Here is a 21,647-nt window from a genome sequence, read left to right on the forward strand (position 1 = left end):
GCCGTTCCCTGCCTGCCCGGCGCCGGGCGAGGCCTACAGGAGGGCGAAGGTGGCCAGGGCCTTGGCCACCAGCTTGCCGTCTTGGTGCACCTCGGCCTCGATCACCTGGGTGCGCGTGCCGTGGTGCTCGATCCAGGCACGACAGGTCAGGGCGCCCTCGCTGACCGGACGGATGTAGTTGATCTTGCACTCCAGGGTGACGCTGTTCGGTGTGCCGTCGCCCAGGCTGTGGCTGGCCTGGCCCATGGCGCTGTCGATCAGCGAGAACAGCGCGCCGCCGTGCAGCTTGCCGTGCAGGTTGCGCAGACCGTCGTGCATGGTCAGGCGCACGCTGGCTTCGCCGCCGCCGGCAGACAGTATCTCCAGGCCGAGCAGGCGCCCGAAGGCGCTGCTCCTGCCGACTTCTTCCTCTTGCATGCTCACGGCGTCATTTCCTCAGTTGCTTGGCGTTGGCGAACAACGCGGCCATGGCGTTGTTCGCCGGCGCCTTGTTTTCCGTGCGCGGCGCATTGCGTTCGCCGCGACTCTGTCCGCCACGGTTGCCGCCGCGCGGACCTTCGACCTTCTCGCCGGGGGTGTCGCCCATGCGCATGGACAGGCCGACGCGGCCCCGCGCGATATCCACCTCCATCACCTTGACTTTGACGATGTCGCCGGCCTTGACGACCTCGTAGGGGTCTTTCACGAACTTCTCCGACAAGGCGCTGATGTGTACCAGGCCGTCCTGGTGCACGCCGATGTCGACGAAGGCGCCGAAGTTGGTCACGTTGGTCACCACGCCTTCGAGGATCATGCCGGGCTTCAGGTCCTTGAGGCTCTCGACGCCATCCTGGAACTCAGCGGTCCTGAACTCGGGGCGCGGGTCGCGGCCGGGCTTGTCCAGTTCCTTGAGAATATCGGTGACGGTGGGCAGGCCGAAGGTCTCGTCGGTGAATTTCGCCGGGTCGAGGCGTTTGAGGAAGGCCGAGTCGCCGATCAGCGAACGGATATCGCGGCTGGTATCGGCGGCGATGCGCTTGACCACCGGATAGGCCTCGGGGTGCACCGCCGAGGCGTCCAGCGGATTGTCGCCGTTCATCACCCGCAGGAAGCCGGCGGCCAGCTCGAAGGTCTTGTCGCCCAGGCGCGGTACCTTCTTCAGCTCGGCGCGGCTCTTGAAGGCGCCGTTGGCGTCGCGGTAGGCGACGATGTTGCCCGCCAGGGTCGCGTTGAGGCCGGAGATGCGCGCCAGCAGCGCGGCCGAGGCGGTGTTGACGTCGACGCCGACGGCGTTCACGCAGTCCTCGACCACCGCGTCCAGCGAGCGCGCCAGTTGCAGTTGGGAGACGTCGTGCTGGTACTGGCCGACGCCGATAGCCTTGGGTTCGATTTTCACCAATTCGGCTAGCGGGTCCTGCAGGCGGCGAGCGATCGACACCGCGCCGCGCAGCGACACGTCGAGTTCCGGGAACTCCCTGGCGGCCAGCTCGGACGCCGAATACACCGAGGCGCCGGCCTCGCTGACCATGATCTTGGTGAGCTTCAGCGCCGAGTGCTTTTTGATCAACTCGCCGGCCAGCTTGTCGGTCTCGCGGCTCGCCGTGCCGTTGCCGATGGCGATCAACTCCACCGCGTGCTTGGCGCACAATCTGGCGAGGGTCGCCAGGGTGCCGTCCCAGTCGTTCCTCGGCGCGTGCGGGTAGACGGTGGCGGTGTCCAACAGCTTGCCGGTGGCATCCACCACGGCGACCTTGCAGCCGGTGCGCAGGCCGGGGTCGAGGCCCAGGGTTGTCCGCGGCCCGGCCGGGGCGGCGAGCAAGAGGTCGTGCAGGTTGCGGGCGAACACCGCGATCGCCTCGGTTTCGGCCGCCTCGCGCAGCTCGCCCAGAAGGTCGGTCTCCAGGTGGGTATAGAGCTTGACCTTCCAGGTCCAGCGCACCACCTCGGCCAGCCACTTGTCGGCCGCGCGGCCGCGGTTGTCGATGCCGAAGCGCTCGCCGATCATGCCTTCGCAGGGATGCATGGTTCCGGGAAGCTCCTCGCCGACCTTGAGGGAAACGCTCAGCACGCCTTCGTTGCGGCCGCGGAAGATCGCCAGGGCGCGGTGCGAGGGTATGCCCTTGAGCGGCTCGTCGTGCTCGAAGTAGTCGCTGAACTTGGCGCCTTCGTTTTCCTTGCCGGTGACCAGGCGGGCGCTCAGGGTGGCCTCGCTCTTGAGGAAGCCGCGCAGCCGGTCGAGCAGGGTGGCGTCCTCGGCGAAGCGCTCCATGAGGATATACTTGGCGCCCTCCAGCACCGCTTTCACCTCGGCGAAGCCCTTCTCGGCGTCGACGAAGCGTGCGGCTTCGGCCTCGGGGTTCAGTTGCGGGTCGCCGAACAGCGCGTCGGCCAGTTCGCCGAGGCCGGCCTCCAGGGCGATCTGGCCCTTGGTGCGGCGCTTCTGCTTGTACGGCAGGTACAGGTCTTCCAGGCGGGTCTTGGTATCGGCCAGGCCGATCTCGCGGGCCAGCTCGGGGGTCAGCTTGCCCTGCTCCTCGATGCTGGAAAGGATCGCCTTGCGCCGTTCCTCCAGTTCGCGCAGGTAGCGCAGGCGCTCCTCCAGAGTACGCAACTGGGTATCGTCGAGGCTGCCGGTCACTTCTTTCCGGTAGCGGGCGATGAAGGGCACGGTGGCGCCTTCGTCGAGCAGCGCCACGGCGGCGGCGACCTGTTGCGGGCGGACGCCGAGTTCCTCGGCGATGCGGGCGTTGATGCTGTCCATACGACTTCTTCCTGCTTGGGCGGGGGAAGGTGGCCAGGCGCTGGCCACAAGGGAGCGCGATTATAGCGGCCACTTCCGTGCCGATCGAAACTCACCGGTCGAGCATGAGGCAGTGATGGATCAACTGCTGCTCAATGCTCTGGCGTTGTCCTGGGATGAGCAGGACAACGACCAGGCGCTTTTCCTCGTCTGACAAGACCCGGCGCGAGGCCGGGTCTGGAGATGTCGTTCATTGGCGCCACGGACTGGCCACGGGGGCGGCTGTTCCTACGGCGCGCCCTCCTTGTGTGCCAGGCGCGCGAGCATCAGCAGCGACATCGAGTAGTAGTCCTCTTGCGCGAGTTGTTCGGGCGTGGCGACGGGTTCTTCTCCCCTGAGCAGGGTGGCTATCGCCTTGACGCCGACGGATCCCGGATAGGGCGAGAGTTTACCGTCGTTCAGGTCTACCCAGGCGTGCAACGGCTCGCAGCAGGACCAGAAGTCCGCGAAGGGCGCGAGCCGGGGCGAGGAGAGGGGCTCGCCGTCCCAGGCCAGGTAGAGCGGCACCCGCACGGCATCGAAGCCAAAACGGGCAGGCCAGGCGGCGGCGGGCTCAAGCGTGCCGTCCGCGTCGAAGGCCAGCCAGTCGGGAGGCAGCCGGTACGTCCCGAAACGCGCGCGTTCCAGCAGGCCCCGGCTGTCGTCCAGCAGCCTCTGCCAGGTGCCGCCGGGGTCGGCCAGGGCGAAGGCCCGGATGGCCGGCATCACCAGATAGGACGGGTTGAGGATGAGCCGGCCATTCTGCTCGAAACCCTGCAGGCCGGGCAGGACAACGGTCAGGCCCGCGTGCTCCTTGACCAGCCGGCCGGCGATCGCCTGACGGATCTTCGCCGATGCGTTCCGGTAGTCGGCGGCGTCCCAGCGCTGCGCGGCGCGCAGCAGGGCCCAGGCGATCAGCAAGTCGCCGTCGGTGGCGTTGTTGAGGTCCTGCACCGGCGGCGAGGCGGCCGGGTCGTAGCGCCACGAGAACAGGGCCAGGTCGCTGCGCTGCAGGTGTCGGCGGGTCCATTTCCAGAGGCGGTCGAAGGTCCGGCGGTCGCCGTTGGCCTCCGCCAGCAGCATGCCCCAGCCTTGCCCCTCCGAATGGCTGACGTCCTTGTTGCCGGTGTCCAGCACGCGGCCGCCGTCGATGTAGCGGGTCCGGTAGAGCCGCCAGTATTCGTCTTCGCCGGCGCTGGCCGGCAGGCAGAAGAGCAGCAGGGCGATCAGGACCCCCAGAGGGCCGGCTTTCCTAGTGGCCACAGTGAAATACCAGGGTGCCGGTCTGACTCCTGTCGATGCATTGCACCTGCAGCCGCACGTCCTGGTTCTGCGCCTGGAACCAGTGCTGGTACATGCCTTCGAGCACGGCGGCGATTGCCTGGCTCCAGTGTTCCGCGGTTTCCCGGGCGCCCGGATAGGCGCCATGCAGGATGCGGATCGAGCGGTTGTCGGTGCTCAGTTGCACCCAGCCCCATTCGAACCCGCCCAGCACGCCGTTCAGGGCCTTTTCCAGGGCCGCGAGGGTCGGCTGTTCCTCCAGCGGATGGGCGGCGGCGAGGCGCGAGCCCACGTGGCGCAGGAAATGGCAGGCATCGGCGGTGCCGGCCGACTGGCAGATCTCGCCCACCAGGGTCCGCACGAATGGCCACCAGGGGCGGTCGTCGTGGCGCTCGCCGTAATAGACCAGGTTCCTGGCCAGAATGTCGTTTTCCATTGTCAAGGAAGATTCTCCAGGGCGTGTTTGAAATAGATCGAGCCGGTCGTCTCCGAGTATTCGCCGAAGCTATCGTGTCCGATGGTGCCGCCCACTCGGGTCTGCTCGCTCAGGCGGTATTCGAGCGTGGCGCCGCCGTTGAAGGCTATGCCGCTCTGGCTGTCGGCGCGGTAATGGGTGTCGATGGTCGGCAACGTCGTGCTCTGGCCGGCGGCGGTCATTGCGTCGGAAAGGTTCTGCACCGCCGTGCCCAGTTGTTCGAGATGGTTCTGCAGTGCTTTGTCCTTAGGGAAATAGGGCGCGCGCTCCTGGGTGAAGGACTGATAGCCGGCGGCCGCGCGCAGCTTCATGTCCCAGCGGTCGCTCTTGAGGCTGTACTGCACGGGAAAGGATAGCCCGACGAAGTTCTCGGGACTGAAGTAGCCGCCGTGGCCCAGCGTATAGCCGCTGAGGTTCTTGTCGAAGCCCATCCAGTTCAGGTGCACGCCGGTCTGCAATTCGCGGTTGGGCGTGTTGATGGGGCGCGCATAGGCGCCCGTGTGCAGGCCGATGGAGTGGTTGTTCTCGACTTTGTCGCCGCGATAGAGGTAGTAGTCGCCGCCGACGTAGAAACCGGCGGCACCGTTATCGTAGGCGTACTGGGCGTTGACCCCGGTCTTGGTGACGCCGCCCCAGGTCTTGCCGCTGACCGGGTCCTTGGCGCCCGCGTAGGAGAGCAGGCTGTCGGTCACCGCGCGCCGCTCGACGCCCAGGGCGAGGTTGCCGTTCTGGCCGACCTTCGGCGTCCATTTCGCGCCGCCGACCAGGTTGGTCTTCTCGAAGCCCAACGGTGTCGTGCCTATATCGGCCTTGAGCGAGTCGGAGCTATAGGCCAGGTTCAGGCCCACGCCCGTGTCGTCCTGGGATTTCGGCCGGTAGGGGGCGAGCACGCGCTGGGCGTTGGAGTTGAGCAGGGTGTTGGCGATCTGCTCGCTCTGCTCCTTGCTCAGTCCGGCCGCCACGGCCGCGTTGCTTATCGTCTGTGCTGCCCGGATCCTGGCGTCCGCGACGATCGCGGCTCGCTCCGCCAGGGTCAGCGCACGCTTTTCCTTCTCTCTGACCTGCTGTTCCATCACTTGCAGATTCGAGCTGGAGTCGGTCTTCACCAGCCCGTCGTAAATACCAAAAGCGGACTCGACCAGGCTGCTAGCCGCCCCATAGCTGCCGAAACGCTTGGCTGCGCTGCTGCCGGGCGTGCCGGCGTCCAGGCGGGTAGGCGTGGCGGTCAGCTCGATGCGGCCGTTGTCCAGCGGCACCATGGAGAGCTGCAGCGGCGCCTTGACCTCGGTCAGCTCGGACAGGCCTTTCTCGCCGTCGCGGATACGCAGGTTGGGGGCGGCGGACAGGCGGGTGGCGATCTTCTCGCGCAGGGCGCTCAGGCGGCCGTCGATTTCGCTGGCCAGGGGATCGGCCGTCGTGGACGGAGCGCTGCCGGCGAAAGCGCGCAGGTCGGGTAGGTCGGCCAGCGGAGCGGTCGCGCGCTGCGCCGGCGCTTCGATACCGGCGTCCGGGTCGGCCTGCGCCAGGGCGGGGAACATGGCGTCGCGCGGGTCGCGGAAGGGGTTGTCGCTCCTCATGAAGGCCGGAGCGCCTGCGACGCCGGCCTGGTCGGTCGCCGCCAGGTGCCTGCGCCGGGCGCTTTCGAGCAGAGCGATGGCGTGCCGGTTGTCGCCGTTCGCTTCGGCCACGCGGGCGGACAGCAGCAGCGCCGTGGGTTCGTCGAGCGACTGGCCGGCGCGCTCGATCAACTGCGCGGCGCGCCTGGCGTTGTTACTGCTCAGGGCGGCGTTAACCGCGCCGCGCACGCCTTCGGGGTTGTCCGGCGCATCTTTCAGCACCGAGTCGTAGACCGCCGTGGCTTCCTTGTACATCTTCCCCGTGTCGTACAGGCGGCCCATGGCCAGCATGAGTTCGGTATCGCCGGGCGATTCGTCGATATGGGCCATCAGGGTGTCGTAGGCGCCCGCCAGGTCGCCGTTCCGCCGTTGCCGGTCGGCCTGGGCGACGGCGAAGCCGTTGCGCAGCCTGCCGAGGGCTTCCTGATCTTCGGCGTTGAGATCGCCGCGTTCCAGGCGGTGGATCAGGACCTCTGCCTCGGCCACCTGGCCAGTCCTGACCAGCACGGCGACGTGCGAGAGGTAGTCGGCGGGCGCGTGGCTGGAGAGGTTGCGCAGGTCGTCGCGCACCATGTCCAGAGCCAGGGCGGGCTCGCCCAGCTCCGCCAAGGCCAGCGCCACCTCGCCGCGCACCAGCGGCTCCTCCGGCGTTTCGTCGTGCAACGCGCGCAAGGCCCGGCGCGCAGCCAGGCGGTTAGCGCCGGTGGCGGTAACGCGCACCGAGGCGATGCGTTCTTTGATCCGCAGGCGCTGTTCGAGGGCCTGGATCTGCGCGCTGGCCTGGCGTTCCGGCGGCAAGCGGCGCAGATAGGCCCTGGCGTCGTCCCAGCGCGCCTGATCCATGGCCAGCAGCGCGGCGGCATGCAGGGCCTCGGCATCGACGGGAGCGCTCGCCGGCGGCTCCATCAGGCGTTGCGCCTGTTGCGGGTCGCCCCTGGCATTGAGCAGCCGCGCGTAGGTCAGGCGTATCCAAGGGTTTTGCGGCGTCAGCCGCAAGGCTTCGTTCAGCAGTCGGGCGGCTTCCTCGTCGTTACCCTGTTTGAGCAAGGCCTCGGCGCGATCGCGCAGGGCCAGTGCCTCGACCTGCTGCCGGCCGCCTTGCAAGGCGTCGGCCAGGCCGGGATTGCGGCCCAGCAGTTCGCTGGCGGCCTGCCGCTTGCCTTGGCGCAGCAGGCTGTCGTAGAGGCCGGCCAGGGCCGCCCGGTCGTTTCCGGCCGCCGCGAGCAGAGCGCGATAGAGTCGTTCGGCCTCGGCGTCGCGCTGCTGGCGCAGCAGGATGTCGGCCAGCAGCAGCTTGGCGGCGCGCGGACGTTCCCCGCTGCCGTCGGCGAGCGGCTGGACCAGCGCCTCGGCGCTGTCCAGGTGGCCGTCGTCGCGCTTTTGCCGGGCGGTCTGCAGCTTTCCGTAGAACTCGGCGTCGGCCAGCGCCTTCGCCCAGCGGTCTTGGCTGCCGGGGGCCAATTCGGTGGCCCTGCGCAGGCTATTGGCGGCGTCCCGGTAGTTCTGCGCACGCAGTTGGGCGATGCCCAGGCCGCCCCAGGCCTCGGCGTCGCGCGGGTTGTGGTTCAGCGCCAGCCTGAAGCTCTGCAGGGCCGCTGCGTTGCGTCTACCCTGCAGCGCGTCGAAGCCGGCGGACCTGGCGTCGTCGCCGGGCTCCTGGCGCTTGGCCGAGAGCATCGCCTGGAAACGCGCCGCTACTTCGGTGTCGCCCGGATTGGCGGCCCCGTAGCGGCTGTAGAGGGCCTCGTCCCCGGCCCCTGCGTCCAGCCAGAGCAGGGCCTGGCGCCAAGCCGTGCGGGCTTCGGGCGATTGCGGCGCCAGATCGGCCAGTTGCTCGACGGCCTGGCGACGCGTCGCTTCCCGGTAGCTCAGCGCGCGGGCCAGGGCGAGCTTCACCTGCGGATTGCCCGGTTGCCCGGCGTGGAGCTTTTCCAGCCCTTCGCGGGCCTCCTGCCAGTGACTATCGATGCCCGCCAGGGTCTGGTAATACTCCAACGCCAGATCGGGCGGCGGCGCTCCGTCGCCGAACAGCTCGCGATAGGCCTGCACGGCGCCCGCCGAATCGCCCTGACCGGCCATGAGCCGGGCCCTGGCCAGCGCAGATTTGTCCAGCTTGCTGCCGCGCAGGGCGGCTTCGAGGTCGCCGATGCGCGTGCTGCCGGGATGGCTGTCGGTCAGCCGCTGCAGCCAGGCGCGGGCAACTCTTTCGTCTTCATCCAGGGCGAGCATCCCTAGCCGGTAGAGGACTTCCTCGGCGTCCGGCTGGACCTGCAGGGCGCGGTTCAGCGCTTCCCTCGCCAGCTCCGGGCGGTAGCGGGAGCGCCAGAAGTCGGCCTGTTCGAGCAGGACCTTTATGCCGGTATCCGCCGATTCGGCCGAGGCGCCGTCGGGATAGGCGATCCCGCCGATGGCGCAGAGCACGGCCAGGGAGAGTTTTTTCAGGGCGGTGCGGGTCATGGCCGGCTCCTTATTCGTTCAGGCGTCGTGCCGCACGTGCACGCAGGAGGGGTTGCAGGGCGAGCGCGACGAGCAGCGCCGCAGCCAGCAGCATCGATATCAACAGCACCGGCCGGTCGCTGAACAGCCAGCGGACATGGATATCCCAGGGGAGAATGCCATAGCCGAACTCTGTCCCGACGCGGAAACTCTGCACCTGTGTGGCGCTCGCGAAGTGGGTGAGGTCGCCGCGGATTTCCGCACTGACTTCGGGGGTGTGCAGGCTCTCGACGATCTGCGGCAGCCATTGCGCCTCGCGGGCCAGGACCAGCACCAGCGCCCGTTCCGGATCGAGGGGCGAGCGGCGGCTGAGCAGCCCGCGGAACGGCTGGTCGCCGGCGAGTTGTCGCGCGGCCTCCGGCGCCTGGCTGTCCCAGTCGCCCAGAACGAAGCGGCGTACTCGTTCGAGCGGCGTCCACGGGGCGATGCGCAGTTGTCCTTTCTTTACATGGAAATCCGAGCCGGCGAGCAGGGATGCCAGGGGCAACTCGCCGTCGAGCCGGCCGATGGCCAGCAGGTCGCGCCCGGCGACCGAGGGCAGCCGGGCCGGGCCGACGAGCACTTCGACGCCGAGGGCCGGATAACCGGTGAGTTCGCCGAAGCGTCCGAGCAGGCCGAGCATCGCCTCGATTTCCTCTTCCCGCGGCGTGCCCGACAGCAGCACTGCCGTTTCGGAAAGGTCAGCCATTCGTGTGAAGGGGAAGCCAGCGCCGACGAAGAACGACAGGTTGGGCATCCGGGCGAAGTGCCGGGTGCCCCTGAAGTCGATGAAGGAGTCGCCGTCGATCCGGCTCAGGGCCTGTTCGGGCAGTTCCAGCGTGCAGTCCGGGTCGTCCCTGGTGCGCAGGTTGAAATGGAAATCCAGGCGGTTGTCGCCGTAGATCAGGTCGACGGGTATTTCGACCCTGGCCTCTTCCTGGCGGGTCTGCTGGCCGAGGTAATGCTTGAGCCTTTCCAGCGGACCGGCTTTCAGCAACGGCAGGGAGGTCAGGTAGCGGCCGTTGAGGACGATATCCAGATGGGTTCGGGAAGTATCCAGCCAGTCTCCTTCGGGAAAGCGGTAGCGGATGTGTACCGGGATGTTCGCCATTGCCCACAAAAAATTATCCGGCGCGGCGCGGAAGTTGAGGCTCACTTTGGCCGGCGTGGGGCTTTGGCTAGCCAAGTCCTTGTCGGTCAGTTCGGCGAGGCGTACCAGCCGCTCGGTAGGAAGCCAGCGCGGCGCATCGTAGGGTGCGCGCCGTGGCGGCGTGGGTGGTTCTTCCAGCAGCATGCTGGCGCCTTTCAGGCGACCGGCGCCGAGGACCAAGGCGAGCGCCGCCGCGTACTGCTCGTCCGGGGTGCGTCCGGCGATCAGCAGCAGTTTGGCGTACGGGTCGCGGGGGTTGTCCAGCACGGCCAGCGTCGGTCCCTCGATAGGAGGCAGGTCCAGACCATCGAGGCTCTGCCCGGCGAGGGCGAACAGCAGAGCGTTGCCCAACGGCAACGTGCCGATCGTCACCGGAAAGTCCAGGCTCCGATAGCGGGCGAGCGCGCCGAAATGCGAGGCCGCCAGCGCGGCGCTGCGCAAGGTTGTCTCGCCGGGCTGTCCGGCCAAGACCGTGGGCAGGTGTAACTCGCCAAGTTGCGCTTCGTCGAAGAAGGGGACGGGCAAAAGTGCCAGATCGTTCGCCAGGGGCAGCCGGCGCAGTTCTAGGGAGAGGCTGGAGTCCTTGCCTATGGCGACCTGCAGCGGCGAGTGCTCGGGCGACTCGCAGCGCCGCTCGTCGCTGCGCAGCCTGAGGTTCAGGCTGTTGTGGGGCAGCAACAACAGGGGGTTGATGGCTATCTCGACAAAGTCGTCGAGCGGCGCGCCGGCCGTCAGGCGCAGGTCGTCGATCGCCTCGCCGTTGAGCAGAACCTCTAGGTGGGCTTTAGCCGGCAGTTTATCCGCATGGCGGATGTGTAGGTCGAGTCGGGCTTCGCTGACGATCTGCTGGCGACCGATCGAGAAGGGAATGCCTACTTCGGCCTTTGCCCCGCGTAATGTCGTTCCATCGGCGATGCCCAGTTGTTCGAAGCGCAAAACCTCGATCAGGCCCGGAGCCGCCGCAGGCGCTCTCGGCTGCGCCGATGGCGGCGGGAGCGCGAGTTCTTGCGCTTCGAGGGGCGCCGCCGTCACGAGACAGAAGACGCACAGGAAAAGCAGCAGGAGGGAGTTCGGCATTGTCGGGCCGGCTTGCGCATGCGAAGCTTTCGCGCCATTCGTTGGAGCCGCATCTTTTTTTTGCTGTCTGCCGATGCTGAGCAGCATGAGGGCATTTTTCAGCAAGCTCCAAAACGAGCGTAGGGGCCGGTCCGTCCGTTTCGAGGCTTCGGGGAGCCAGGCATCTGCCCTGCCCATGATGATGCGTACCAGTTCGCGCCGCTGATCGACGTCTAGCGGATCGAAGCTCAGGCGCAATTCCCGGTCGCCGGTCACCACGAGGTGTGCAGGAAACAGCGCGGAACGTCCCTTGCAGGAGATTTCGATGCACTCGATCCGGCCCGGCAGCGGCTTTGGGGGCCGCGTCGGAATGACCCTGAGGCCACCCATGGAGATGTCGAGGGTTTCCCCCTGCCAGCTTCGTCCGTTGTCGAAATGCAGGACGACCGGCAACTTTAGTTTCAGCCGAGTGGTGCTACGCAGTTGCCGGCTCTCCATGGCCACGGCGGAAGCGGCCAGCAGGACGACCAGACTGAACAGTGCCCAGCCGATGTTCAGTGCGAGCACCTTGGGATCGATTGGAAACCAATCGATATAAAAGTAGCGGAACAGACCCACGGTGATGGCTGTCGCCAGCAGCGCCGCAGTGAGCAGGTGCGGTTTGACCAGGGCGAAATCGAAGAAACCCCGATCGAGCACTTCGCCCTTGTCGGTCACGTTGAACTTGCCGCGTTTGGGGGTGATCAGGGTGACTAGAGTCGGCTTGAGGACATGGAAGGCCAGCACCGTCTCGTAGAGTTCACCCCAGAAGGAATAGCGATGCCGGCCCTGGATTCTGGCGTTGGTCATGATCGAGTGCGCCAGGTGCGGAAGCGCATAGGCGAAGACCGCGGGAGCGGAGGCAGCGATGACATTCTGCCCGAGTATCAGGTAGGCGGTCGGTGCCGTAAGGAAGACGATGCGTGGCAGGGCGAACTGGAAGTGCAGCATCGCATTGAGATAGCAGAGCCGCTGCGGCAGGCGCAGGCCGCGGCCCAGCAGGGGATTGTCTAAGCGGAGGATCTGCGTCATGCCGCGCGCCCAGCGCATCCGCTGGCCGATATGCAGGGCCAGGCGCTCGGTGGCCAAGCCGGCGGCCAGCGGGATGGGCAGGAAGGCGGTGTTCCAGCCCCTGCGCTGCAGCTTGAGCGCAGTATGCGAGTCTTCGGTGACGGTTTCTACGGCGAAGCCGCCGATTTCCTCCAGGGCACTGCGGCGAATCACCGCGCAGGAGCCGCAGAAGAACGCCGCATTCCAGAAGTCGTTGCCCTGTTGTACGGGGCCGTAGAACAGCTCGCCCTCGTTGGGAACCTCCCGTCCGGTGGTGAGGTTGCGCTCGAAGGGGTCGGGGGAGTAGAAGTGGTGCGGGGTCTGTACCAGGGCCAGCCTAGCGTCCTGCAGGAACGACCCGACCGTGGCCTGCAGGAAGGCGCGGGTGCTGACGTGGTCGCAGTCGAAGATGCAGATCAGCTCGCCATCCGTCAGGCTCAAGGCGTTGTTCAGGTTGCCGGCCTTGGCGTGCCGGTTGTCGGACCTCGTGATGTAGCCGACGCCCGCCGCTGCGGCGAAGGCGCCGAACTCGGGGCGCCTGCCGTCGTCGAGCAGGTAGATGCGCAGCTTGTCCGCCGGATAGTCGATGTTCTGCGCGGCGAGCACGGTGTCCTGGACGACGTCGAGGCTTTCGTTATAGGTCGGAATGTAGATATCGACCGTCGGCCATTGCGAGAGGTCTTCCGGTAGCGGCCGGATCGACCGTTTCAGCGGCATGATGCTCTGGAAATAGCCCAGCACCAGGATCAGCCAGGCGTAGGTCTCGGCCAGATAGAGCCCGATGCCCAAGAATGCCTCCAGGCCGTTGTCGAACACCAGCGTCTGGGTGGTCCGCCAATACAGATAACGGGTGGAGACGGCGACCGAAACGACGATCAGGATCAGCGTGACGGTATAGGACTGGAGCCGGCCTAGCAGCAGCATGAGTAGGATCACGCATACGCCCATCCCCACCTGCATGGAGAGGTCGAGCGGCACGGTGACGAACAGCAGCAGAGCCGGGCTGGCGACGAGTATCAGAATGAAGGCCGACAGCCTTGTCAGCCCTGCTTTCTGGGAGGGGGGAGGCATGGTAGGTGGTTACCCGTGGGGTATCGGCCGTTCAGCCCTGTGGCGGTGCACGCTAAAGGCGTGGGGCTCCAGGTCTCCGAGCAGTTCCCCGAGCCGGCGGGCGATCGTGTCGAGATCGTGAGCGGCCGCGGAACCGGGGTCGAAAGCGAAAATCGATTGTTGCGAGGCGAGCGCCTCGGCCAGGGCTTCGTCCCGGTGCACCAGTCCGAGCAGCGCCCCCTGCAGCCGCGCGCGCATGAATTCCGTGGTGTCGGCGCTCAGGCGACGGCGGCGATCGACCTGGTTGATGATGTAGAGGACCGGCAGGGGACTCCGGGTAGCCTGTGGCATGTAGAAGAGGCCCTGCTCGATCTGCGGCAGCAGCGAAACGGACGCGGCGTCGGCCAGCAGAACTGCGATGCGGATGTCGGCGATGGCGTTCAGGGCATTCAGCACCGGCGAGGGACCCGGCGGCGTGTCGGCCAGCACCACCATGCGCGGGATCGACAGGATTCCCCGCAGGGCCTCCTCCAGGAAGCGTGGGGTCTCGGCGAGGCGGGCCTCGAAGCGCAGTCTTTGCGCCTCGCCGACCGTGCCGTAGGGCAGCAGCCCGATGCCGCCGGAAGTCTGGAGCGCCAGTCGCTGCCAGTCGGATTGCTCGGCGTGGGCCACGTAACCGCGCGGGTCGCCAAGGGCGGCGGCGAAATGCAGGCGCAGGGCGTTCTGCACATCGAAGTCGATGACCGTGACCGGCAGGCCGAGTCGTTGCAGGGCGAAGGCGAGCCCCGCCGCGAACGTGGTCTTGCCCACCCCGCCCTTGGGGGAGGCGACGCAGATCAGCGGCATGTGCCGATGTCTCGCAGGAGACTTTTCAGGGAGACTTCGGATGGTTCCTGGCGGCTGTCCCGGTCACTCGGCGGGGTGTTCCGGAAGAGCCTGCCGAAGGGGTTGCCCGCCGCAGCCTGGGCGGGCTCCGGCGTACCGAAAAGCGTTGTGGCCGCCGGCACGGGCGAGGCATCCATCGCCTGTGCGGGACGAGCGGCGGTCGGTGCGGGAGCGACGCTTTCGAGCGGGAACGGGGCCGGCCGGGGAGCGGCGTTTGGCATGCGCGGCGCTTCCAGGGGCACGTCGATTTCCTGTTGCACCGCCTGCAGCAGTGCCCATGGGGATGCCTGGCCGGCGGCGTTGCCCGCGAACTCTCGATAGGCGTCCGGCGAGCCGTTCGTCTGCTGCATCAGTCGTTTTACATCGTCCTGCACGATCAACTCCAGGTTCACACCCGTGCATCGCGGCTCGTATAAAGCTCGCGCATGCGTAGGCATCGGTTGTGGTAAGAACGGTCATCGGGAAGGCGCGGCAATAATCTTCGTCGGTTTTTTGACGATTCTTTTCATAGTTGCAGAGCGATACTAAAAATATAGTAGTTCAATATCGCGAACAATAGTTGTAGAGCGATATTAAAAACATATTATTTTAATACTAAAAATATATTGGTTCAATATGACGAACAATAGTTCCAAGGGCCGCTCGTCGGGCGGGCGTGACTTTGTTGTAGCAGATGGCCGTTGAACGGAGCTGGCGAACCAGTGTCGCGTTATCGGCGATCCATGGGAACACAACGACAATCCAATAAGGACGGACCGCCTCCCCCGCTCCGTGCGACACGATCGGCCGGGGTCCGCCATGCCTTGGAAAGCTTGCGCTAGCGGGATACCCGGCACCGGGTAAAATCTGCTAACAATGGTCGGCGGCCCGGCCTTGCGGGCTACGTCATAATGGCGCCCGATCGCCGTCAGGAGTCCCGATGAACAGCACAGCCAGCGCCACGCCGGAAGGCGAAAAGATCCTCATCGTCGATGACGACCCACGTCTGCGGCACCTGCTAGAGCGCTTTCTCAGCGAGCAGGGCTACCGCGTGCGGACCGTGGAGAACGTCGAGCAGATGGACCGCCTGCTCGGTCGCGAACTCTTCAGCCTGGTGGTGCTCGACCTGATGCTGCCCGGCGAGGACGGCATGTCCGCCTGCCGCCGGCTGCGCGCGAGCGACAACCAGGTGTCGATCATCATGCTCACCGCCAAGGGTGACGAGAGCAGCCGTATCCAGGGGCTGGAGCAGGGCGCCGACGATTACCTGGCCAAGCCGTTCAATCCCCGTGAACTGCTGGCGCGGATCAAGGCCGTGCTGCGCCGCCAGGCGCCGGTGGTGCCGGGCGCGCCGGCCAGCAAGGACGAGATCGTCAGCTTCGGCGACTACCGCCTGTCCCTGGCCACCCGCGAATTGATGAAGGGCGACCAGGTGCAGATGCTCACCACCGGCGAGTTCGCCGTGCTCAAGGCGCTGGTCGAGCATGCCCGCGAGCCGCTGACCCGCGACAAGCTGATGAATCTCGCCCGCGGCCGCGAATGGGACGCGCTGGAGCGATCCATCGATGTGCAGATCTCGCGCCTGCGCCGGCTGATCGAGCCGGACCCGTCCAAGCCGCGCTACATCCAGACCGTCTGGGGCGTCGGCTACGTCTTCGTGCCGGACGGCATTAAGTCGTAGGGCGCCGGACGGCCGCCGACTTTCCCCACCGGTCCGAGCGCTGGAAAACCGCCTGGCAGGGTGTTCCGCCCTGCCGCCGATCTCGTGATTGCCATCGATGAAAACACCTATCTGGTTCCCGCAAAGCTTCTTCGCCCGCACCCTCTGGTTGGTGCTGCTGGTGGTGCTGTTCTCCAAGGCGCTGACCCTCGTCTATCTGATGATGAACGAGGACGTGTTGGTGGACCGCCAGTACAGCCACGGCGCCGCGCTGACCCTGCGCGCTTACTGGGCCGCGGACGAGCGCGACCAGCCGCGTATCGCCGAGGCGGCCGGCCTGGCGCGGGGCACGCCGGAAAGCGTGCCGCTCGGTGAGCACCACTGGCCTTACAGCGAAATCTTCCAGCGCCAGATGCAGGACGAACTGGGACCGGAAACCCAGGTACGCATGCGTGCCCAGCCGAACCTGGCGCTCTGGGTACATGCGCCCAACCTAGGCGCGGACTGGGTGCGCATCCCTATGTATCCGCACCCGCTGCGCGGTCAGCGGATCTGGAGCGTGCTCGGCTGGTTCCTCGGCATCGGCCTGCTCTCCACCGCCGCGGCCTGGATCTTCGTCCGCCAGTTGAGCGCGCCGCTCAAGCTGCTGGTGTTCGCCGCCCGGCAGATCGGCCAGGGACGCAGCGTGCGCCTGCCGGTCAGCGACACGCCGAGCGAGATGACCGAACTGTACCGCGCCTTCAACCAGATGGCCGCCGACGTCGAACAGGCCAGCCGCGAGCGCGAACTGATGCTCGCCGGGGTGTCCCACGACTTGCGCACGCCCTTGACCCGCCTGCGCCTGTCCCTGGAACTGCTCGGCAACGACTCCGAACTGACCGAGGAGATGGTGCGCGACATCGAGGACATGGACGCCATCCTCGACCAGTTCCTCGCCTTCATCCGCGACGGTCGCGACGAGACAGTGGAACAGCTCGAACTGGGCGAGCTGGTGCAGGAGGTGGTGGCGCCGTTCAACCAGAAGGGCGACAAGGTGCACCTGTCCCTGCAGCCGATCCCGCCGTTCCCGCTGCGCCGGGTGTCGATCAAGCGGCTGCTCGGCAACCTGGTGCAGAACGCCCTGCGCCACGGCAGCGAGCAGATCGAGGTCGCCGCCTACGTAGCTGGAGACCAGAGCGCGCCCTACGTGGTACTCAGCGTGCTCGACCGCGGCGCTGGCATCGACCCGGCGGAGATGGACGAGATCTTCAACCCTTTCACCCGCGGCGACCGCGCCCGCGGCGGCACCGGCACCGGCCTGGGTCTGGCCATCGTCAAGCGCATCGCTGCCCAACACGGCGGTAGCGTCGAACTGCGCAACCGCCAGGGCGGCGGCCTGGAGGCGCGGGTCTGTCTACCACTGGGGCTGATGCTGCCACGCGACGCGGTGTGAGCAATCCGCGTGAAAACTACCGCGCTCGGCCATGCTGCGTTGAAATCAGGCTCAGAAGCCGCTTGCGGTTAACGCACTTCAGTGCGGCCTCGAAGGGGTGAGCGGAGTGAGTCATGCTCATTTACCACGCGTAAACTGCGCTTCTTCACCTGATTTCGCCTTGCCTGGCCTTCGCTCGCTACGTTTTCACACGGACTGTGAAGAATGTACGCTGGGGCGACGCATGCGTCGCCCGTTTCCGGCTCAGCCTTTGCCGCGGGTCCGCGTCAGGCCGTGTTCGGCGTTCTTCTCCAAGTATTCGATGATGATCCCCGCGACGTCCTTGCTGGTGGTGGTCTCGATGCCCTCCAGGCCGGGAGAGGAGTTCACTTCCATCACCAGCGGGCCGTGATTGGAGCGCAGGATGTCCACCCCGGCGACGTTCAGGCCCATCACCTTGGCGGCGCGGATCGCCGTCATGCGTTCTTCTGGGGTGATCTTGATCAGGCTGGCGGTGCCGCCGCGGTGCAGGTTGGAGCGGAACTCGCCAGGCTTGGCCTGGCGCTTCATCGCGGCGATGACCTTCTCGCCGACCACGAAGCAGCGGATGTCGGCGCCGCCGGCCTCCTGGATGTATTCCTGGACCATGATGTTCTGCTCCATGCCCATGAAAGCCTCGATCACCGATTCGGCGGCCTTCTGGGTCTCGCAGAGTACCACGCCGATGCCTTGGGTGCCTTCCAGCAGCTTGATCACCAGCGGCGCGCCGCCGACCATGGCGATCAGGTCGGGGATGTCGTCCGGCGAGTGGGCGAAGCCGGTCACCGGCAGGCCGATGCCCTTGCGCGAGAGCAGTTGCAGCGAGCGCAGCTTGTCCCGCGAGCGGCTGATCGCCACCGATTCGTTGAGCGGGAACACGCCCATCATCTCGAACTGGCGCAGTACCGCGCAGCCGTAGAAAGTCACCGAGGCACCGATGCGCGGGATCACCGCGTCGAAGCCTTCCAGCGGGCGGCCGCGGTAGTGGATCTGCGGCTTGTGGCTGGCGATGTTCATGTAGGCGCGCAGGGTATCGATCACGACCATCTGATGCCCGCGCCGCTCGCCGGCCTCCACCAGGCGACGGGTCGAGTAGAGGCGCGGGTTGCGCGACAGCACGGCGATTTTCATTGGACACCAAGCAGCTTGGGGAGGGTGGGTTTGTCTTGCACGTAGGCTAGCGCCGGGTTGACCACCAGTTGACCGTCGACCAGGGCCCGCGAGCCGAGCAGCACACGGTAGCGCATGGCTTTGCGGCAGGTCAGGGTGAACTCCACCGGCCAGGTGCGGTCGCCGAGCGCCAGGGTGGTGAGGATGACGTAGCGGGTCTGGGTCTGGCCGTTGGAGCTCTTGATGGTCTTCACGGCCACCAGGGGCGCCTGGCAATGGCGATGGCGCAGTTGCACGAAGGTGCCGAGGTGCGCGGTGAAGCGCACCCAGGGGCGCCCGTCGCGTTCGAACTGCACAACTTCGGTGGCGTGCAGGGTCGAGGTGCTGGCACCGGTATCGATCTTCGCCCGCAGCCCGGCGACGCCGAGCTCGGGCAGGTCGATCCATTCGCGCAGACCAATCACCGAAAGATGGTCGAATGTCTTCAAGAAGGCGGCGCTCCACAGTCGGTGTGAGGCATTCTAATCGGCACGGCCGGCAACCGCACCTGTTCAGGCCGGCGTAGAGGTGATCGACAAGCATGAACGAAAAAGATGACGAAAAGATCCGTCTGGACAAGTGGCTCTGGGCGGCGCGTTTCTACAAGACCCGGGCGTTGGCCAAGGAAGCCATCGAGGGCGGCAAGGTGCACTGCCGCGGCGAGCGCTGCAAGCCCTCGAAGGAGCCGAGGATCGGCGACGAACTGACCATCCGCGGCGGCTTCGACGAGCGCACCGTGGTGATCCGCGCGCTCAGCGCGGTGCGCCGTGGCGCGCCCGAGGCCCAGCGGCTCTACGAGGAGACCGCCGAGAGCCAGGCCCGGCGCGAGGAAGCCACGGCCTTGCGCAAGGCCGGTGCACTCGGCTTGGAGACCTCGGGCCGGCCGAACAAGAAACAGCGCCGGCAACTGTTCCAGTTCCGCGAGGAGCGCTGAAGGCGCGTCCTGCGGGCGGGCTCGGAGCAGCAAAATGCGGTAGGTGACAATCGGGCGGTTTTCGTCCAGGTCGCGACTGTCGTTGCCGCGCAGCGCGGCGTTGCGCCAGAACAGGCCGACGCCCTTGAACGGGCCGCCCTGTAGCCTGTAGTCGACGCGGATGTTGCGTTGCCATTCCCGCTTGTCGCCGTTGACATAGACCAGGCTGGCCTTCAGGCCTGGCCCGCCGACCCGGCCGAAGTCGGTCTTTGCTTTGCCGTGGCTTTCCAGCGGGAATATACCGCCTGGGCTGCGTTCGATGTCCGCCTTGCCGCCGCGGCCGCCGCCGTCGAGGCGGATGGCGTGCATGGCCAGCACATCGAGGCCGAAGCCGACCGCCTGGATCGCCGGGTGCTTTACCTGCGCCTCGCCGACGCCGTTGCCGTTGCCGTTGCCGTAGATCATGTTGAACACCCCGGTGGGCATGCCGGTCTTTTCGGCGGCGCGGACGATGGCATCGGCGACGCACTCGGCGGTGGCCATGTGGCCGCTGTGCGCTTTGAACATTGCTGGGCAGCCGGCGGCCAAGGCGGCGGCGGTGGAGAAGGCCAGCGGGAAGTTGGCGGCGCCGAACACGGCGACCGGGCCGAGGCCGATGCGGCACTGGCGCAGGTCGACGCGCGGCAGCGGCTGACGGTCGGGCAGGGCACGGTCGATGCGCGCGCCGTGGAAGTCGGCGCGGCGCAGGAACTCGGCGAACGGGCGCATCTGGCCGCTGGTGCGGCCGCGCTCGCCCTGGTTGCGCGCGGCGGGCAGGGTGGTCTCGGGGCAGACGATGGCGCTGAGGAGCGCGGCACGGCGGGCGGCTAGCAGGGCGCGGTAGATCGGATAGGCGGCGGCCTCAGCGGCAGCGTTCGCTTCGGCGGGGGTGGCCTGGTAGAAGTCATAGGACAACTTTTGCCGGTGCTGGCGTCGACACTGTGGACGCGAATGTCGCCCGCGTTGCTGCGGGTTCCCGCAGTGTAGTTCTTGCCTTCGGTCCGCATTGCTTCAACGCCTCTAGCGATAAGAGGTTCGCGGTTGTCGACGGACTGTCCGGGCGGGGAATCGGCAGGAGCTGTACCTCTTCGGATGTTAAGTGTCGTCATATGAATTGATCGGTTGTCTCATCTGTCGGCCGGATGGTCCGTTGGCGGGGCGTGCTTGGCTGGACTGCTCCCGGCTGCGAAGAACGGCGGCGGGCATGCCGGCAGTACAAGGTCTTCGGTGCCGTTTTTGAGAAGCGTGACACTATTGTCGTACAACTTGGGCGTATGAACCGCCCCGGGTTTCCCGGAGGCTCCAACTCTTGAGAGGATGGAGCCATGAAGACAGCAACGAAGTATTCCCCTGAAGTCCGGCAGCGGGCGGTTCGTATGGTGCTCGAGCATCAGGACGAGCACGAGTCGCAGTGGGCGGCGATCAATTCCATCGCTGCGAAGATCGGCTGCACAGCCGAGACGCTGCGCCGCTGGGTGAGACAGGCCGAGCGCGATACTGGACTGCGTGAGGGACAGACGACGCCAGAGCGTGAACGGATCAAGGCGCTCGAGCGGGAGGTGCGTGAGCTGCGCCAAGCCAACGAGATCCTGCGCAAGGCCTCAGCCTATTTTGCCCAGGCGGAGCTCGACCGCCGCTTCAAGCCATGAAGGCATTCATCGATGAGCACCGCGAGCTTTACGGGGTCGAGCCGATCTGCAAGGTATTGCCGATCGCCCCATCGACTTACCGCCAACATGCCGCTCGGCGCACCGAGCCCAGCCGGCTATCGCTCCGTGCGCAGCGTGACGGGCATCTGCGCAGGCATATCCAGCGGGTCTGGGAGGAGAACTTCCAGGTCTACGGGGCACGCAAGGTCTGGCGGCAGTTGCGGCGCGAAGGCATTGCCGTGGCCCGCTGCACGGTGGAACGCCTGATGCGGCAGATGAGGCTGCACGGCGCGGTACGCGGCAAGCCGGTCAAGACTACGGTCAGCGACAAGGCTGCGTCCTGTCCGCTGGACCGGGTGAATCGGCAGTTCCGAGCCGAGCGTCCGAACGCGCTGTGGGTGTCGGACTTCACGTATGTCTCCACTTGGCAGGGCTTCGTCTATGTCGCTTTCGTCATCGACGTGTTCGCCCGGCGCATCGTCGGCTGGAGGGTGTCCAGCTCGGCCCTTACCGAGTTCGTGCTGGATGCGCTGGATCAGGCCCTGTATGTACGTCGACCCGCCAGCCACGCTGGGCTGATCCACCATAGCGATCGCGGGGTGCAGTACGTATCGATCCGCTATACCGAGCGCCTGGCCGAGGCTGGCATCGAGCCGTCCGTAGGTAGCGTGGGCGACTCTTATGACAATGCCCTGGCCGAGACCATCAATGGACTCTACAAGGCCGAGGTGATCCATCGCCAGTCCTGGAAGAACCGCGAGGCGGTGGAACTGGCCACGCTGGCCTGGGTGGACTGGTTCAACCACCGGCGGCTGCTGGAGCCGATCGGCAACGTACCTCCGGCCGAGGCCGAAGCGGCTTATTATCGCCAACTCGACGAGTCCGCCATGGTGGCGTGACTCACACCAATGAGCCTCCGGAATTCCCGGGGCGGTTCAGTATGATGACGTCTCCGCAATGCAGTCGAAGCCGA

15 protein-coding genes, 2 pseudogenes and 1 other annotated feature are annotated in these 21,647 nt (G+C 66.6%); of the genes and pseudogenes, 5 read left to right on the plus strand and 12 right to left on the minus strand.

Annotation, left to right across the window (positions count from 1 at the left end; translation table 11 throughout):
* Positions 1-33 precede the first annotated feature (33 nt).
* Positions 34-417 carry a PaaI family thioesterase gene (locus ACGI6K_RS01570; protein WP_376948280.1) on the minus strand — a complete coding sequence of 128 codons (384 nt, stop codon included), beginning with the start codon at positions 415-417 and terminating at the stop codon, positions 34-36.
* Between the two features lie 10 nt (positions 418-427).
* The gene (locus tag ACGI6K_RS01575) at positions 428-2,740 is read right to left on the minus strand and encodes a Tex family protein (RefSeq protein WP_376948265.1); all 2,313 of its coding nucleotides are present in this window, start codon (positions 2,738-2,740) and stop codon (positions 428-430) included.
* Between ACGI6K_RS01575 and ACGI6K_RS01580 the strand changes: the two genes are divergently transcribed.
* Complete coding sequence (locus ACGI6K_RS01580; protein WP_435576106.1) at positions 2,730-2,933, plus strand: hypothetical protein; 204 nt, start codon at positions 2,730-2,732, stop codon at positions 2,931-2,933. The two genes, ACGI6K_RS01575 and ACGI6K_RS01580, sit on opposite strands and share 11 nt — an antisense overlap.
* A 74-nt stretch (positions 2,934-3,007) precedes the next feature.
* Here ACGI6K_RS01580 and ACGI6K_RS01585 read toward each other — a convergent pair whose 3' ends face one another.
* From ACGI6K_RS01585 to ACGI6K_RS01610, 6 genes are read right to left on the minus strand one after another with little or no spacing between them, the layout of a single operon-like run.
* The gene (locus ACGI6K_RS01585) at positions 3,008-4,021 is read right to left on the minus strand and encodes a glycosyl hydrolase family 8 (RefSeq protein WP_376948267.1); all 1,014 of its coding nucleotides are present in this window, start codon (positions 4,019-4,021) and stop codon (positions 3,008-3,010) included.
* The gene (gene bcsD, locus ACGI6K_RS01590; protein ID WP_376948282.1) at positions 4,011-4,475 is read right to left on the minus strand and encodes a cellulose biosynthesis protein BcsD; all 465 of its coding nucleotides are present in this window, start codon (positions 4,473-4,475) and stop codon (positions 4,011-4,013) included. The genes ACGI6K_RS01585 and bcsD overlap by 11 nt, the downstream gene beginning before the upstream one ends.
* Before the next feature lie 2 nt (positions 4,476-4,477).
* The gene (locus ACGI6K_RS01595) at positions 4,478-8,587 is read right to left on the minus strand and encodes a cellulose biosynthesis protein BcsC (protein ID WP_376948268.1); all 4,110 of its coding nucleotides are present in this window, start codon (positions 8,585-8,587) and stop codon (positions 4,478-4,480) included.
* 10 nt (positions 8,588-8,597) lie between these two features.
* Positions 8,598-12,971 (minus strand): UDP-forming cellulose synthase catalytic subunit, encoded by a 4,374-nt coding sequence (bcsA, locus tag ACGI6K_RS01600; RefSeq protein ID WP_376948269.1) that lies wholly within the window; start codon positions 12,969-12,971, stop codon positions 8,598-8,600.
* 9 nt (positions 12,972-12,980) lie between these two features.
* Positions 12,981-13,796 carry a cellulose biosynthesis protein BcsQ gene (gene bcsQ / locus ACGI6K_RS01605; protein WP_376948270.1) on the minus strand — a complete coding sequence of 272 codons (816 nt, stop codon included), beginning with the start codon at positions 13,794-13,796 and terminating at the stop codon, positions 12,981-12,983.
* Complete coding sequence (locus ACGI6K_RS01610; protein ID WP_376948271.1) at positions 13,787-14,227, minus strand: hypothetical protein; 441 nt, start codon at positions 14,225-14,227, stop codon at positions 13,787-13,789. Before ACGI6K_RS01610 ends, bcsQ begins: the two co-directional genes overlap by 10 nt.
* A 527-nt stretch (positions 14,228-14,754) precedes the next feature.
* Between ACGI6K_RS01610 and ompR the strand changes: the two genes are divergently transcribed.
* Positions 14,755-15,495, plus strand: coding sequence for an osmolarity response regulator transcription factor OmpR (gene ompR, locus ACGI6K_RS01615; protein ID WP_376948272.1), 741 nt, complete (start codon positions 14,755-14,757; stop codon positions 15,493-15,495).
* Between the two features lie 97 nt (positions 15,496-15,592).
* On the plus strand, positions 15,593-16,906 hold the full coding sequence (locus tag ACGI6K_RS01620) for an ATP-binding protein (RefSeq protein ID WP_376948274.1): 1,314 nt from the start codon (positions 15,593-15,595) through the stop codon (positions 16,904-16,906).
* A gap of 243 nt (positions 16,907-17,149) precedes the next feature.
* Here the strand turns inward: ACGI6K_RS01620 and rimK are convergent, their stop codons facing one another.
* Positions 17,150-18,055 (minus strand): 30S ribosomal protein S6--L-glutamate ligase, encoded by a 906-nt coding sequence (gene rimK / locus ACGI6K_RS01625; protein WP_376948276.1) that lies wholly within the window; start codon positions 18,053-18,055, stop codon positions 17,150-17,152.
* A complete protein-coding gene (locus ACGI6K_RS01630; RefSeq protein WP_376948278.1) occupies positions 18,052-18,522 on the minus strand; it encodes an ATP-dependent zinc protease family protein in 471 nt (156 codons plus the stop codon). The genes rimK and ACGI6K_RS01630 overlap by 4 nt, the downstream gene beginning before the upstream one ends.
* 92 nt (positions 18,523-18,614) lie before the next feature.
* Between ACGI6K_RS01630 and ACGI6K_RS01635 the strand changes: the two genes are divergently transcribed.
* The gene (locus ACGI6K_RS01635) at positions 18,615-19,007 is read left to right on the plus strand and encodes an RNA-binding S4 domain-containing protein (RefSeq protein WP_376948284.1); all 393 of its coding nucleotides are present in this window, start codon (positions 18,615-18,617) and stop codon (positions 19,005-19,007) included.
* A 93-nt stretch (positions 19,008-19,100) separates the two neighbouring features.
* Here the strand turns inward: ACGI6K_RS01635 and ACGI6K_RS01640 are convergent.
* Positions 19,101-19,355: pseudogene (locus ACGI6K_RS01640) on the minus strand (OprD family outer membrane porin); the annotation flags it as partial.
* A gap of 18 nt (positions 19,356-19,373) precedes the next feature.
* Positions 19,374-20,032: pseudogene (locus tag ACGI6K_RS01645) on the minus strand (aldehyde dehydrogenase family protein); the annotation flags it as partial.
* A gap of 318 nt (positions 20,033-20,350) precedes the next feature.
* On the opposite strand from ACGI6K_RS01645, the gene ACGI6K_RS01650 reads away from it, so the two are divergent.
* A protein-coding gene (locus tag ACGI6K_RS01650; RefSeq protein ID WP_377968997.1) for an IS3 family transposase occupies positions 20,351-21,573 on the plus strand; the annotation gives its coding sequence in 2 pieces (ribosomal slippage) (positions 20,351-20,636 and positions 20,636-21,573; 1,224 coding nt in all).
* Positions 20,629-20,745: a sequence feature (AL1L pseudoknot), on the plus strand. It overlaps the preceding gene by 117 nt.
* Positions 21,574-21,647: the final 74 nt, after the last annotated feature.

The organism is Azorhizophilus paspali (assembly GCF_043587585.2).
GTDB lineage: Bacteria > Pseudomonadota > Gammaproteobacteria > Pseudomonadales > Pseudomonadaceae > Azotobacter > Azotobacter paspali.

Bases quoted from the DNA above. Each gene is read 5' to 3' on its own strand.
- ACGI6K_RS01570 (WP_376948280.1), bottom strand. From the start codon at position 417: ATGCAAGAGGAAGAAGTCGGCAGGAGCAGCGCCTTCGGGCGCCTGCTC.
- ACGI6K_RS01580 (WP_435576106.1), top strand. From the start codon at position 2,730: ATGCTGTCCATACGACTTCTTCCTGCTTGGGCGGGGGAAGGTGGCCAG.
- ACGI6K_RS01575 (WP_376948265.1), bottom strand. From the start codon at position 2,740: ATGGACAGCATCAACGCCCGCATCGCCGAGGAACTCGGCGTCCGCCCG.
- bcsD (WP_376948282.1), bottom strand. From the start codon at position 4,475: ATGGAAAACGACATTCTGGCCAGGAACCTGGTCTATTACGGCGAGCGC.
- ACGI6K_RS01595 (WP_376948268.1), bottom strand. From the start codon at position 8,587: ATGACCCGCACCGCCCTGAAAAAACTCTCCCTGGCCGTGCTCTGCGCC.
- bcsA (WP_376948269.1), bottom strand. From the start codon at position 12,971: ATGCCTCCCCCCTCCCAGAAAGCAGGGCTGACAAGGCTGTCGGCCTTC.
- bcsQ (WP_376948270.1), bottom strand. From the start codon at position 13,796: ATGCCGCTGATCTGCGTCGCCTCCCCCAAGGGCGGGGTGGGCAAGACC.
- ompR (WP_376948272.1), top strand. From the start codon at position 14,755: ATGAACAGCACAGCCAGCGCCACGCCGGAAGGCGAAAAGATCCTCATC.
- ACGI6K_RS01620 (WP_376948274.1), top strand. From the start codon at position 15,593: ATGAAAACACCTATCTGGTTCCCGCAAAGCTTCTTCGCCCGCACCCTC.
- rimK (WP_376948276.1), bottom strand. From the start codon at position 18,055: ATGAAAATCGCCGTGCTGTCGCGCAACCCGCGCCTCTACTCGACCCGT.
- ACGI6K_RS01635 (WP_376948284.1), top strand. From the start codon at position 18,615: ATGAACGAAAAAGATGACGAAAAGATCCGTCTGGACAAGTGGCTCTGG.